Raw genomic sequence first — 13,037 nt, 5'->3', positions numbered from 1 at the left:
GGCGTCTTGCCGCGCATTGCTGCGCGGTAGCCGTGTCAGCGCTGCGCTTCGTTGCGCGCAAGCCGCGCGCCTGCGCATAAAGCGCGCTCGCTGCGTCCGCAACGAGATGCCTTGTTGCATAATGCGTGGCGCCCAGCTCGGGCGTTTCGTGTCCTTCGTGCCCCCAATTCTGGGCACACCTCGCACTTTCTTTTTTCGTCGCTTCCATCATGCCGTTGCGCTTCATTCGTCCCGTCTCACGTCCGGCGGGATGTCCGCGGTTCGCCCTCAGTCTCTCCGCGGTGCAATGACGATGCCACCCCGTTTGCCTTCCCGCTGGAGCGCCGGCCCGCTTGTACAAGGCCTGTTGCAGACGCTGACCCAGGCCGGCACACAATGCTGGCGCCTCGCGCGCAGCGTGCGGCTGCCGCAGTCGCGCGGCGGTCGCGTCGCGCTGTCGCTCGCGGTCGTCTACTTCGTCTGGGGCTCGACCTATCTCGGCGTGCACGTCGCGCTTGGCTCTTTTCCACCGCTGCTGCTCTCGGGCCTGCGTAATCTGCTCGCGGGCATCGGGCTCTTCATGTTTGCCATGCGCCGGCGTCCCGTCATGCCGACGCTCGCGCAAGTGCGTAACGCGGGCGTGGTTGGCACGATGCTGGTGGGCCTGTCGAGCGGCATGCTGGCCTACGGCATGCGCACGGTGGGCACAGGCACGGCGGCGGTGATGGTCGCGACCGTGCCGCTGTTCGCCACGCTCATCGCCGCTGCGGCCGGGCGGCGCGTCGCGAAGGGTGAATGGGCAGCGGTGGCGCTCGGGCTCGTCGGCATCGCGATTCTCAGCCACGGCGGGGGAGCGAGCGGGACCGCAGGCGGCAGCCTCGCGATTCTCGGCGGCGCGCTCTTCTGGGCAATCGGCGCGCATCTCGCGGGGCGGCTCGAACTGCCCGCCGATCTCTTCATCGCAACGGCGCTGCAGATCGGCCTCGGCGGCGCGATCTCGACGCTGGTCGCATGGATCACAGGCGAGCGCATGGGCACGCTGCATTTCCTGCCGTTTGTTGCGTTCGTCTATTTGATGCTGATCGGCACGATGGCCGCGTATGTCGCCTATGGCTATCTGATTCGCCACACGAGCCCGATCGTGGCGAGCAGCTGCATGTACGTGAACCCGGTAGTCGCGGTCATACTGGGAGCGCTCACGCTCGGCGAGCCGATCACGCTCGGCACGATCGTCGCGACGGTGCTGATCCTCGGCAGCGTCGGGCTCTCGTTCGTGTTCGACGATCGGCGGCGCACGTCCTGATCCCGCCGGATCGTTCGCAGAACGAAGCAATTTAAGTCTATGCCGACGCGCTAATGGACAGTCGCGGCGCCAGCCACGGCTACAGTCGCGGCGCCAGCATCAGCATCAGCATCAGCATCAGCCTCAGCCTCAGCCTCGGCGCCGTGCCTGCCGCGCCGGTTACTTCGCCTTCTCGGCGCTGTTCGTGATGGCGTGGCCACCCGAGGACAGGTCCTCGCCGGCGCCGGCGACGGTATTGCAGGCGGCCAGCGCCGCAACCGACGCGGTGACGAGAAGCAAGGCAATCAGGCGTTTCATGAGGGGTTTCTCCGCTAAATGAGTGAACCCTTCTTCAGCACGCCCCGTGCCCGGCACGTCGTGCCGCCTGCACGAACGCGCGATGCCCAAGGCGCATGTGTTCCGCGCTGCGCCCGGGCGGCGAAGGCGCTCAGCGCGTTTCTCTGGACGTTTCTCAGGACATTTAAGCGGCGCGTGCGTCGTGCCTCGCTCGCGTGGCGTAGTGGATCCACGCCGCGAGTGCGCTGAAGGCGAGGCCTGCAACGCATACGCCTGTCCAGCCGAACGCATGCCACGTGGCTGCGCCTACCGCCGAGCCCGTTGCGCCACCGATGAAGTAGCAGACCATGAACACGGTGTTCACACGGCTGCGTGCTTCGGGGCGCAGCGCATAGATGCGCGACTGGTTCGAGATTTGCGCGGCCTGCACGCCCACGTCGAGCACGATCACGCCGATCACGAGGCCGATCAGGCTCGTGCCCGAGAACGCGAAGATCACGAACGCGATGGCAATCAGCGCGATCGAGAGCGTAATGACGGCGCGCGGGCCGCGTTTGTCGGCGGAACGGCCCGCCCACGGCGCCGCGAGCGCGCCCGCCGCGCCGACGATGCCAAAGAGCCCCGCGACCTGGGGGCCGAGATGGAACGGCTCGCCCGCGAGCAGCAGCGTGAGCACGGGCCAGAACAGACTGAACGCTGCGAAGAGGCACGCGCCGATCGCCGATGCCTCGCGCAGGCCGCGCAATTCGACGGTGAGATGCCAGAGCGTGGCAAGCAGCTTGCCATAGCCGAGCGTCGAGGTTGGCTGGCTCTTCGGCAGCTTCTTCACGACCACCACGGCGAGCGCGATGAGCGCCACGATCGACGCGCCGAATACCGTGCGCCAGCCGAAGTACTGGCCGACGAACCCGGCCGCCGTGCGCGCGAGCAGGATGCCGAGCAACAGGCCGCTCATCACGGTGCCCACGGCATGGCCGCGCGCCTCGGGCGGTGCGAGTTCGGCCGAGAACGGCACGGCCTGTTGCGCAATGGTTGAGAGCACGCCGATGGCGAGGCTCGCACCGATCAGCACCTGCAGCGTGGGCGCGGTTGCGGCGGCGAGCAGGGCGAGACACAGCAGCGCCGTCTGCACGAGGATGATGCGGCGCCGGTCGAAGCGGTCGCCAAGCGGCGCGAGCAGGAGCATGCCCAGCGCGTAGCCGAGCTGCGTCGCTGCGGGCACGGCGCCGATCCAGGCGGCTCCGGCGGGGAAGGCATGGCGGAAGTCGTCGAGGAGCGGCTGGTTGTAATAGATGTTCGCGACCGCTACACCCGCAATCGTCGCGAGCAGAAGCAGCAGGCCGCGCAGCGACTGGCTCTCGCCAGCGGATGCGGTATCGGGTGTGGACATGTGCGCAGTGCGGGCGGCGCCCGGCGGGGTACTAAAAAGGCGGAGCGGGCTCGTGCAGATAGAACGCTGTCCGCACGGGCCCGGGCGTGCCGATCATACCGGAGCGTGTGCGATCGTGCTGGTCATGTCTCGATCCGCGTTTGACATGTGCACTACGCGATCGACGCGGCCGACGGCTCGTGCAACGGGCAAGAGCCATCCGCCGCGTCCACGTACGCGTGATGGGTGACGATGCCGTTCGTCTCGTCATGGCGATGCAGCGCGAACGCGGGCGGCGCGAGCGTGAAAGTGGGGGGCGCGCCGGGCGCGAGATCCGGTTTTGATCGGAGCGGGTGTAGAGCTGTCGAGTGGCGTTAGCGCCACAGCACGGACTTCGGTCGCATGCAAAACGGCGATTGTCTGGACAACGAATCGTGGCGTGCGATGGCCTGCGCGCGAGACGCTGATCGACAGCGGCACGCGGCGTGGGCGAGCGTCAGGCACGCGCCGGGCCGGGCATGAAACGTTGACCCGCCGCCGCGGAGAGCGACGCGCCTGCAATGGCAGCAATCGTGCCGCCCTCGCGCAGCGTGTGCGGCAACGCAAGACCGCGCGATGCGCCCGCGTACTCACCACCGATGCGCGCCATGAGCCGCTGCCACGCGGCGCGCCCGATCTCGCCGTTTGGCGTGACGATGCTCGCGAGCGGCGGCGCCAGCAACTCGCCCATGGCGAGCCCGTCGAAGCCGAGAATCGACATGTCCTGCGGCACGCGCAGGCGTGCACGGCACAGGCCGCGCATCACCACCATCGCGAGCAGGTCGTTACTGCAAAAGAGGGCCGTGGGCCGCGCTGGGCCCGCGCTCAGGTGCGCGAGCACCGAAGGCGCGAGCGCTTCGGCGTGGAAGTCGACTTCGAGCGCGGGCGCCGGCGTGAGCCCGGCCTGCTCCATCGCGTGTGCGTAGCCCCCATGGCGCTGGCGGGCGCGGTCGGAGGCGGCCAGCGTGCCAGCCAGCATGAGAATGCGCCGATGCCCGTGGGCGATCAGCATGCGCACGCCGTCGAAGGCGGCCCGATGGTTATCGACCGAGACCGACGGGCGACGCTTCGTATCGTTGTGCATGAGCACATAGAGCGGGCCGTTGGCATCGAGCTCGTCGAGCAGCGGGTGCGTGTCCGCGTCGGCGACGGTCAGGATCAGGCCTTCAACACGTTGCGCACGCAACGTTTCGATTGCGTGGCGCTCGCGCTGTGCGTCGTATTGCGTCGTCATCAGCATGAGCCGGAAGCCCTGTGCGCACGCGAGCTCTTCGATGCCCTGCAGGCATTCGGCGAACACCGGATTGGCGAGCGTGGGCAGCACGACGCCGATCAGGCGCGTGCGTTCGCCGCGTAGCTGGCGGCCAAGCGGGCTCGGGCGGAACTTGAGTGCGTCGATGGCCTCGCGCACCTTGGCGAGCGTGACCGGATTGACCGTATGCGGTGCGTTGATCGCGCGCGAGACGGTGGCGATCGAAAAACCCGCGTGTGCGGCGACATCCTTGATGGTTGACGTCATGCTGGCGGCCCGAGCGATGTAAACGTTTTCGATGGGCCGATTATGGAAAGCGCGTATGACCGCCCGATGACGCGGGGCGCTTGGGAGGGCGCGCGGGGCAGTGGTAGAATCGCGTCCGCCTTGCCGGCGTGATGAAATTGGTAAACATAGCGGACTTAAAACTAGATTGAGTGCCCAGCCGGAAACGGCCGGTGCAGAACCCCTCAAATTCGGCGAAACCCCTGGACTTTGCGGTGCGCGAGCGCGCATTGCGCCGAGGCGACGCCGAGCCAAGCCGGCTGACGCGATGCGCGCCAGCCTGGAAGGTGTAGAGACTAGACGGGGGGCGCCTAAGGCCAAGGTGCGGCTTGACCGCGCGCTACATGGCTAGGGCGAAGGCATAGTCCAGCGCACGAACACCCGCAAGAACCTTGCGGATGGCGTCGAAAGACGTAGTGTGACGAAAATCCGCCGCCTCACGGCTTACCGGTTCGATTCCGGTCGCCGGCACCAAGAATCGTTCCAGCGCGTTCCGCTGGAATCCTGAAACCCGCGAAAGCGTAAAGCTTCGCGGGTTTTTTGTTGCTGCTTCCTGGCGTTACTGGAATGTCCTGTATGGGGCGTGCGTTCGCGCGCGCAGCAATGGGGCGAGGCTGAGGAGGGGAAGGGGCGATGATCCGGCGTGCCGCAAGTGCCCACCCGCGTGCAGACACGCGCATGACGCCGGGCGCCAGCCTGGCGGCCTCAGGCGGCGACGGTGCGCTCAGCGGCTGCCGATCTGGCCGGTACGCGGATTGACGAGCCGCGCAAAGCCGAACAGCGCGGCAATCGCCAAGGGCGACACAATGAAAAAGGTGGTGAGCATGATACATGCCGGAACAAAACGTTACACGTCAGTGTATCTGCGGGATGCGAATTGAGTATCAGGGGGAACGACAACAAACTATTGCGATTACGCAATATTTGTGTGGCAAACACGATGCTGACCGGGGAAGTGCTTGATGGGCGGGGCTGTACGGCACGGCGGGAGTCGAATCAGATGCAGTCGAAGATTACCTCTACTGTTTGCGCGGTGACACCTCGCAGGCCTTCGCTGTGCACTTCGACTGCGTGCATCTCCTTATGCTGCTTGTCGCAATACGCCTGTGCTTCCTTGAAGCCGGCGCTGCGCACGCGGTTCCACGAGATGATGTCCCAGCGCGCACGGCTCGTTACCGAAAGATGCCCATCCTGTCTCGAATTCACACCGGTTACCGACGTACATGCCGCCAACATGCTAAGGCCAAGCAACACGATGCTGCCTTTCATAAAATTCCTCCTGATCGCGCACCATTGTCGCCGCCAAACATGCGCATTGGCAACTCGAAGGAATTGTTAATTAACGTCCTTTGCAGATCGGGGCATGGGGTTTATCGACGCGCGCTGTTGGGGGCGGGCGAGGGCACTGTGAAAGTGGCGATCGGCTCTGAAGAGCCGGTGGCACCGCCCGCGCAGGGCTAGCGCGTTGTGGTGCGTGCGGTCCGGGATCCCGGACCGCTGACGAACCTGCCTGGACGCTTTAGCGCAGATACCAAAGCGCGCGCGCAGGGATTGTGCAGCCAACGCGTCAGCGACGTGTGTCTATGTCACGGAACGTGCCAAGCCCGTGTGCACGCCGCGCGGGAACACCGCGCAAGCTTGTGCTTGCCGTTCGCGGCGCGCCCCGCACGCGGGGCGTCCGGGACGGTGCGAGGGGGGGACTTAGTCGTGCGCGACGATATCGCCGACTTGTGCCTGGCCGGAGACGAGGCAGGACGAGAGGAAATTTTCTCCCTGGCTGCGTGCGCCGACGGCGGTGAATCCGCGCGCCAGCGCGTCCAGTCGGACGAGTTCCGAACCCTTCGAGCAGGTGAGCGAGCCACTCTCGTGCGCCTGCACGCGTGTCATGACCCGGTTCCCGAGGAGCAGTGCGAGGACGATGACAACGCCAACATTGAATGCTTGTCTCATGATTTCGTCTCCTAGTGCAGTCAGACTATCTCAGCCTTTCGGCGTACGAATCCAGGAGTTTCCCGGCGATGCAGTGCAGCACATGCGGCGAGCGAAAACCCCTTGAAATGCAGGGCGAGTAATACTTCGGCGTCCTTGTGTTGCGACCTGCGACACGTCGAGCCTTACGTGGCGCGGCTGTGCGAGCAGCCGCATGGTGACGGATCGCGACAGTCGGGGACATTGCGGCGCAACAATGGCGCGTCGCGTCACGCGGGACGTCAGCTAACGAATGTAGCGCCGGACAAAATAAATCTTGCGTGGCACATCGACACGGCTACGTTTGGCCCCATTTGATGTTTGATATCGATCAGTTTTCGCGGTGCCGTCACGCAATATTCCCGGCGACGCTCGCTCCGGCTCATGGAATCAGGCACTGTTTTTCTGGAGCGAACAAGGTGGTCGCAGGTCGAGAACGGTCGATTGCGAGGACCGCCTTGCTGATCTTGAAATGCATCCGCCGATGCTGCACTATCGGCTGTCCGGTCCCCTTTTCTTGTACGAGGTGAAGCAATGCAGTTGATTGGCATGATGGATTCCCCGTATGTGCGCCGTGTCGCAATTTCGTTGCACGTGCTCGGGATGCCGTTCGAGCATCGCAGCGTGTCGGTGTTCAGGCACTACGACGAGTTCGCGCAGATCAACCCGGTCGTGAAAGCCCCGACCTTCATCGACGACGATGGCACGCTGCTGATCGATTCCACGCTCATCCTCGACTACCTCGACCGCAAGGTCCCGGCGGTGCGGCGCCTCATGCCGGAAGAATCGCAGGAGCGTACCTTCGCGCTGCGTGTGAACGGGTTCGCGCTGGCGGCCATGGAGAAGACGGTGCAGCAGGTGTACGAGCGCCAGTTGCGGCCCGAGGAGCGTCAGCACGAGCCGTGGTTCGAGCGCGTCAATGCGCAGATGCACGCTGCGTATGCCGTGCTCGACCAGCTGCTGGGCGGCCGTGCGGGCTGGCTGTGTGCGGGGCGGATCACGCAGGCCGACATCACGGCCGCAGTGGCCTGGCGCTTCACGCAGCACATCTTGCCGGGCGTTGCGGACCCCGCGCGCTATCCGGCGCTCGCCGCGCACTCCGCCCGCGCCGAAGCGCTGCCCGAGTTCGTGGCGACGCCGCTCGAGTGAGCCGCGGGGCCGCGCGTGCGGACCCGCTGATCGTTCTGTCCCGTTGTTAGCGCTGCTGTTTGCCCGATTGTTCGCGTTTAGCGACAAGTGACTTCGCGTCTGGGCCATTTATCGGCAGACGCTACATTCCTAGAATGGCTCTCATGGATATACCGCTGCGTCATGATGGCTCGGCGGTTCAAGCGGGAGCCGTCATGAAGTCCTTTATCGAACGACAGCTGTATCAGCCAGCCCTGGTTCTGCCGATGGTGGACCTGATGCAGCTGATGGTGTCGCTCGACTTCAATATGGGCCAGATCGGATTGATGGTGGCGACGCGCGGTGCACGCGCGGCGCTGCAGCGTTCGCGCGAACTCTGGTGCGCAAGCCATGAATGTGCTGCGCAGGCTGAACGCGTTCACTGATCCGATTTTCCTTCGAGCTGCGGACAGGCCAAAGACAGCATACCGTTTTACGACTCTCCCCCGACGCGCAGCGGCTTCGCCCGTTTGCTGTTGTGACGTCACCCTGTGAGCCGCCTCATGATTCGGGGCGGCTCTTTTTTTCTCATTTTCCGATTGGAAATCCCGATGTTTTGACCGCTTTGTCGCGCCGGCTGCCGATGCACGACGGAATCGCGCGTTCACGCGCGGCGCTTGAGTTGCCGGCGTAAGATGGCGCGAACGTGATGCCCGCAGGCGAGCGGCACGACGTTTCGCGAGAAGGAGGTCGGCATGGCACAGCGTTTCGATGCGATCGTGATCGGCACGGGGCAGAGCGGTCCGCCGCTAGCGGTGCGGCTCGGAGCCAGCGGACGCAAGACGGCGGTGATCGAGCGCGCGGCGTTCGGTGGCACTTGCGTGAATGTCGGTTGCACGCCGACCAAGGCCTATGTGGCCTGCGCGCGTGCCGCGCATGTGGCGCGCCACGCGGCCGACTTCGGCGTGCGGATCGGCAATGCCGCGCCCGGTGGCGCGGAAAACGGCGCGCAAGGCGCCGAAGTGAGCGTCGATCTCGCGTTCGTGAAAGAGCGTAAAGACCGCATCATTGGCGCGTCGCGTGATGGTGTCGAGCGCTGGCTGCGCAATGCACCCAACGTGACGGTGCTGCAGGGGCATGCACGTTTCACCGGTGCGCATACGGTCAGTGTGACGTTGGCGGGCGGCGAAACGGCGGCGCTCGAAGCGCCCGAGATCTTCATCAATACCGGAACGCGCGCCGCTGTGCCCGAGCTGCCCGGGCTCAAGCGTATCCGATACGAAACCAACTCGACGATGCTCGCTTTGGAGACATTGCCGGCGCATCTGGCGATTGTCGGCGGCAGCTATGTGGCGCTCGAATTTGCGCAGGTGTTTCGCCGTTTCGGCAGCCGCGTGACGGTGCTCGTGCGTGGGGAGCGCATTCTGGCGCGCGAAGACGATGATGTCGCGCAGGCCGTTCAGGATGTGCTTGCGCACGAAGGCGTGGAGTTTCGCTTCGGCAACGCGCCGCGCAGCGTGGCGCCGCTGGGCGCGAGCGGCGCCGCCGGTGTGGTTGGCGCAAGCGCGGCGGCGGGCGCCGCGCACCCGGACGGCATACGTATCGAGCTCGAGCGCGAAGCGCTCGATGTCTCGCATCTGCTGTTCGCCACAGGCCGCATTCCGAATACCGACGATCTCGGGCTCGACGCGGCAGGCATCGAGCGAGACGAACACGGCCTCATCCCCGTCGACGGAGAACTGCGCACGCGCGTGCCAGGGGTGTGGGCCCTTGGCGACGTGAACGGGCGCGGGGCGTTCACGCATACCTCGTACGACGATTACCAGATCGTCGCGGCGAACTTGCTCGACGGCGTGCCGCGCAGTGCCGACGCGCGCATTCCGGCCTATGCCGTATTCGTGGATCCGCCGCTTGCGCGCGTGGGATTGAGCGAGCGCGAGGTACGCGCAAGCAGGCGGCCCGCGCTGATCGCGACGATGCCGATGTCGCGCGTCGGCCGCGCGCGCGAGCGCGGCGAGACGGACGGATTCATGAAGGCGCTGGTCGATGCACAAACGCGGCGCATTCTTGGTGCGACGATTTTCGGCATAGAAGGCGACGAGGCGATCCACACGTTCATCGACTCGATGACCGCCGACGCGCCGTACACGACGCTCGAATATGCGATGCACATTCACCCGACAGTGAGCGAACTGGTCCCGACCTTGCTTGACGGACTGAGGCCGCTCGCATGAGCGCGCCCGGCGAGCACGCGCATGCCGACGACCGCGCTGGCAACGCATCAGGCAACGCATCAGGCAATGCATCAGGCAATGCACTGGGCGGCAACCTCTACGCGGGCATCGAAGCCGGCGCGCACGACGAGCGTTTCGAGCGGCTCGTCGCGCGAGCCGGCGTGCTGATCGAACGGATCGTCTCGACGGGGCAGGCGAGTCCGGAAGGGTTCTGGTACGACGATCCGCGCGACGAGTGGGTGGTTTTGCTCGCGGGCGCGGCGGAGCTGGAATTCGAAGCGCAAGGCGGCGCGCGCCACCCGATGCGCCCCGGCGACTACATGCATATTCCCGCGCACTGCCGGCACCGCGTGGCGTGGACCGACACGGCGGCGCCCTCGGTCTGGCTCGCCGTGTATTTTGGCGCGGCTGCTGACGAACGCGGGTGAGCCGGCCGGCTTCGGCGGAATTTTCCTTTCGGAGACGAGACGCGCGGCACGTCGACGATAATCACCCGTATCGGCTGAGCAGCAAACCGTGCGGACCACGCGCTCGATCGTCGCTCGCGCCGCAACCTTTTTTCCGTTACGAAACACCGTCCCATGTCACGTCAACATCCGCTGCGCGTCGCGCTGGTTTCCGATACGCACAATCTCGTGCGGCCCGAGCTGTTGAGCTTCCTGACGGGCTGCGATGCGATCGTCCACGCGGGCGATATTTGCGAGCCAGGCGTGCTCGACCGGCTCGCCGCGATCGCGCCGCTGACTGCCGTGCGTGGCAATAACGACCACGGCGCATGGGCCGAGGCGCTGCCGGTGCAAACCGTCGTCGAAATCGGCGGTATCGCGATTGCGGTCGTCCACGAATTGCCCGACCTGCGTGGCGACCCGGCAGCGCAGGGCTTCGCCATCGTGGTCAGCGGCCATTCGCACAAGCCGGCGCTTGAAATGCGCGATGGCGTGCGCTACGTGAATCCGGGCAGCGCCGGACCGCGCCGCTTCAAATTGCCCATTTCCGCCGCGATGTTGACGATCGGAAACGATGGCGTGCTGAACGTCGAGCACACGCGGCTGGTCGACTGAGCACGTCGCCCTCGAGACGTAAAAAAGGCCAGCACATGGCTGGCCTTCGATGATTTCCGATGCGAAATCCTCAGTGCGTAGCGCATCACAACGGTGCCACGACTGCGGCGCCACGACTGCGTTCGTTACACCCGCACCGCAGCGTGCGCGGCGTAATCCTCGTCGATTTCTCGGGCGACGCGCACGCCGCGCATCACTGCATGGGCCTCGGCCCGGGTGCCGACGCACGGTGTTGAGCCCGGCAGCGGCTTGCGCGCCGTCTCGTGCAGCGACACGACCGAAATGATGCCGATCACCGCGGCGCCCATCAGGTAGTACGCGGGCATCATCAGGTTCTGCGTGTGCTCGACGAGCCAGGCGGCGACCAGCGGCGTCGTGCCGCCGAACAGCGACACCGACACGTTAAAGCCAATCGCGAGCGCGCCGTAGCGGATCGCGGTCGGGAACAGCGCCGGCAGCGCGGAGGGCATCACGCCCGTAAAGCACGAAAGCAGCACGCCGAGAATCAGGAGCCCGAAGAATACCGGCAGGAGCTCGCCCGTCTGGATCAGCGTGAGCGAGGGAATCGACAGCACGATCAGGCCTACGCAGCCCGCTAGCATCACCGGCTTGCGGCCGATGGCGTCCGAGAGGCGGCCGAACCCGAGCGTCATCGGCATCATCAGGACCATCACGATCAGCACGAGGAACAGGCCGTGCGTTTCGTTGAAGTGCAGCGTCGCCGAGAGATAGCTGGGCAGGTACGAGAGCGCCATGTAGTCGGTCACGTTGAAGATCAGCACGAGGCCTACGCACAGCAGGAAGGGGCGCAGATGCTCCGTGACGAGCGACTTCAGCGTGAGCTTCGGACGCGCGTGCTCTTCGGTTTCGCGCAGTTCGGCTTCGCGCTTGAAGGCGGGCGTTTCCTCGAGCTTCGTGCGGATGTAAAGACCCACGAGGCCGAGCGGGCCCGCGATCATGAACGGAATGCGCCAGCCCCAGTCGAGCAGTTGCTGATGCGAAAGCACGGCGGTCAGCACGGCGACCGTGCCCGCGCCGAGCACGTAGCCGATCAGCGTGCCGAACTCGAGGAAGCTGCCCATGAAGCCGCGGCGCTTGTCGGTGGCGAATTCGGCGATGAAGGTTGCAGCACCGCCATACTCGCCGCCCGTCGAGAAGCCCTGGATCAGACGCGCCACGAGCAGCAGCACGGGCGCGGCAATGCCGATCGAGTGGTACGACGGAATCAGGCCGATGGCGAAGGTGCCGCAGGCCATCATGATCATGGTCATTGCGAGCACACGCTGGCGGCCGATGCGGTCGCCGAGCGGCCCGAACACCATGCCGCCGATCGGGCGCACGACAAAGGCCGCGGCGAACGTGCCGAAGGTGGCGATAAGCTGCGCCGAGGGGCTGCTCGACGGGAAGAACACCTGGCCGAGCGTGACGGCGATGTAGCTGTACACGCCGAAGTCGAACCATTCCATGGCGTTGCCGAGCGCCATGGCGCCGACGGCGCGTTTGAGGAGGCTTTTGTCGACGATCGTAATGTCGTCGAAGGTGAGATCGGTCGAAGTCGCCGATGAACCGGAAGTGGAAGCGGTCAAGGTTTGCATCTCCAATGACAGCGACGAGCCTGCGAAGGCTCGCCACGGTTGCCGGAGAGTGCCGTTTCGCGATAGCGGCGACATTTCGCGCACGAACGCCGCAAAGGGAGGGCGCCCGGTCCGTCTGCGAGGCAGGCGGTGCACGAGTGACATGCTGACGTGTCGCGAAACGACACTCAATCGAATTGTGCGTAAGCGTTGCGCGCCTGCGTGGCCGTGGTTGGGGGGCAGGACGCATGAGGACGCTGGACCGGCACGAGGGTGCTCAGTGAAGCGCCGCTGAACGAAAAAGAAAGCCCGCGTGGCGGAGCGTTCTTTTTGTGTGAAAGCAATCAGGCAAGTAGCGGTTTTGGGTGCCGGCCTGAATGCAATTGATGGCTAATGCCTGTTGAAAGAAGCGTTATGATAGCACGATAACGAAAGATCGCGCAAACCGCCCGTCAGGCGGGGATCCCGGTGAGCGCGCCAGGCCCCGTGTGGCGGGGGATTGCGCGAATTAAGCGACTTTTGAAATGCGCTCTGAAAATGCATGAAGTGCATAAAAAAACCGCACCTGGAGGCGCGGTTTTTGCGGTCCG

At 65.3% G+C, this 13,037-nt stretch carries 12 protein-coding genes; 6 read left to right on the top strand and 6 right to left on the bottom strand.

The annotated features are described in order from the left end of the window. The first annotated feature begins 292 nt into the window (after positions 1-292). Complete coding sequence (locus tag EYW47_RS13480; RefSeq protein ID WP_133195328.1) at positions 293-1,282, top strand: EamA family transporter; 990 nt, start codon at positions 293-295, stop codon at positions 1,280-1,282. A gap of 159 nt (positions 1,283-1,441) precedes the next feature. On the opposite strand, the gene EYW47_RS13475 is transcribed toward EYW47_RS13480, so the two are convergent. From EYW47_RS13475 to EYW47_RS13445, 5 genes are all read right to left on the bottom strand, one after another. Beyond that, positions 1,442-1,579 carry an entericidin A/B family lipoprotein gene (locus EYW47_RS13475; protein ID WP_133195327.1) on the bottom strand — a complete coding sequence of 46 codons (138 nt, stop codon included), beginning with the start codon at positions 1,577-1,579 and terminating at the stop codon, positions 1,442-1,444. A gap of 163 nt (positions 1,580-1,742) precedes the next feature. After that, the gene (locus tag EYW47_RS13470) at positions 1,743-2,948 is read right to left on the bottom strand and encodes an MFS transporter (RefSeq protein WP_133195326.1); all 1,206 of its coding nucleotides are present in this window, start codon (positions 2,946-2,948) and stop codon (positions 1,743-1,745) included. Between the two features lie 475 nt (positions 2,949-3,423). Next, positions 3,424-4,485 (bottom strand): substrate-binding domain-containing protein, encoded by a 1,062-nt coding sequence (locus tag EYW47_RS13460; protein ID WP_133195325.1) that lies wholly within the window; start codon positions 4,483-4,485, stop codon positions 3,424-3,426. A gap of 1,014 nt (positions 4,486-5,499) precedes the next feature. Then, positions 5,500-5,772 carry a hypothetical protein gene (locus EYW47_RS13450; protein ID WP_133195324.1) on the bottom strand — a complete coding sequence of 91 codons (273 nt, stop codon included), beginning with the start codon at positions 5,770-5,772 and terminating at the stop codon, positions 5,500-5,502. Positions 5,773-6,204: 432 nt separating this feature from the next. Continuing rightward, complete coding sequence (locus tag EYW47_RS13445; RefSeq protein ID WP_133195323.1) at positions 6,205-6,453, bottom strand: hypothetical protein; 249 nt, start codon at positions 6,451-6,453, stop codon at positions 6,205-6,207. Positions 6,454-7,005: 552 nt separating this feature from the next. On the opposite strand from EYW47_RS13445, the gene EYW47_RS13440 reads away from it, so the two are divergent. From EYW47_RS13440 to EYW47_RS13420, 5 genes are all read left to right on the top strand, one after another. Beyond that, on the top strand, positions 7,006-7,620 hold the full coding sequence (locus tag EYW47_RS13440) for a glutathione S-transferase family protein (RefSeq protein ID WP_133195322.1): 615 nt from the start codon (positions 7,006-7,008) through the stop codon (positions 7,618-7,620). 194 nt (positions 7,621-7,814) lie between these two features. After that, positions 7,815-8,024 (top strand): hypothetical protein, encoded by a 210-nt coding sequence (locus EYW47_RS13435; protein ID WP_133195321.1) that lies wholly within the window; start codon positions 7,815-7,817, stop codon positions 8,022-8,024. A 309-nt stretch (positions 8,025-8,333) separates the two neighbouring features. Then, complete coding sequence (locus EYW47_RS13430) at positions 8,334-9,812, top strand: mercuric reductase (RefSeq protein ID WP_133195320.1); 1,479 nt, start codon at positions 8,334-8,336, stop codon at positions 9,810-9,812. Then, positions 9,809-10,240, top strand: coding sequence for a cupin domain-containing protein (locus tag EYW47_RS13425; protein WP_133195319.1), 432 nt, complete (start codon positions 9,809-9,811; stop codon positions 10,238-10,240). The genes EYW47_RS13430 and EYW47_RS13425 overlap by 4 nt, the downstream gene beginning before the upstream one ends. 153 nt (positions 10,241-10,393) lie before the next feature. Beyond that, positions 10,394-10,873, top strand: coding sequence for a metallophosphoesterase family protein (locus EYW47_RS13420; RefSeq protein WP_133195318.1), 480 nt, complete (start codon positions 10,394-10,396; stop codon positions 10,871-10,873). Between the two features lie 125 nt (positions 10,874-10,998). On the opposite strand, the gene proP is transcribed toward EYW47_RS13420, so the two are convergent. Next, entirely contained in the window at positions 10,999-12,468 is a 1,470-nt protein-coding gene (gene proP / locus EYW47_RS13415) for a glycine betaine/L-proline transporter ProP (RefSeq protein ID WP_133195317.1), read from the bottom strand. Positions 12,469-13,037: the final 569 nt, after the last annotated feature.

Source organism: Paraburkholderia silviterrae (assembly GCF_004353915.1).
Taxonomy (GTDB): Bacteria; Pseudomonadota; Gammaproteobacteria; order Burkholderiales; family Burkholderiaceae; genus Paraburkholderia; species Paraburkholderia silviterrae.
The sequence above is the reverse complement of the archived record's forward strand: the minus strand, read 5'-3'. Positions and strand labels throughout refer to the sequence as shown.

Bases quoted from the DNA above. Each gene is read 5' to 3' on its own strand.
- EYW47_RS13440 (WP_133195322.1), top strand. From the start codon at position 7,006: ATGCAGTTGATTGGCATGATGGATTCCCCGTATGTGCGCCGTGTCGCA.
- proP (WP_133195317.1), bottom strand. From the start codon at position 12,468: ATGCAAACCTTGACCGCTTCCACTTCCGGTTCATCGGCGACTTCGACC.
- EYW47_RS13450 (WP_133195324.1), bottom strand. From the start codon at position 5,772: ATGAAAGGCAGCATCGTGTTGCTTGGCCTTAGCATGTTGGCGGCATGT.
- EYW47_RS13445 (WP_133195323.1), bottom strand. From the start codon at position 6,453: ATGAGACAAGCATTCAATGTTGGCGTTGTCATCGTCCTCGCACTGCTC.
- EYW47_RS13425 (WP_133195319.1), top strand. From the start codon at position 9,809: ATGAGCGCGCCCGGCGAGCACGCGCATGCCGACGACCGCGCTGGCAAC.
- EYW47_RS13460 (WP_133195325.1), bottom strand. From the start codon at position 4,485: ATGACGTCAACCATCAAGGATGTCGCCGCACACGCGGGTTTTTCGATC.
- EYW47_RS13420 (WP_133195318.1), top strand. From the start codon at position 10,394: ATGTCACGTCAACATCCGCTGCGCGTCGCGCTGGTTTCCGATACGCAC.
- EYW47_RS13435 (WP_133195321.1), top strand. From the start codon at position 7,815: ATGAAGTCCTTTATCGAACGACAGCTGTATCAGCCAGCCCTGGTTCTG.
- EYW47_RS13475 (WP_133195327.1), bottom strand. From the start codon at position 1,579: ATGAAACGCCTGATTGCCTTGCTTCTCGTCACCGCGTCGGTTGCGGCG.
- EYW47_RS13480 (WP_133195328.1), top strand. From the start codon at position 293: ATGCCACCCCGTTTGCCTTCCCGCTGGAGCGCCGGCCCGCTTGTACAA.
- EYW47_RS13470 (WP_133195326.1), bottom strand. From the start codon at position 2,948: ATGTCCACACCCGATACCGCATCCGCTGGCGAGAGCCAGTCGCTGCGC.
- EYW47_RS13430 (WP_133195320.1), top strand. From the start codon at position 8,334: ATGGCACAGCGTTTCGATGCGATCGTGATCGGCACGGGGCAGAGCGGT.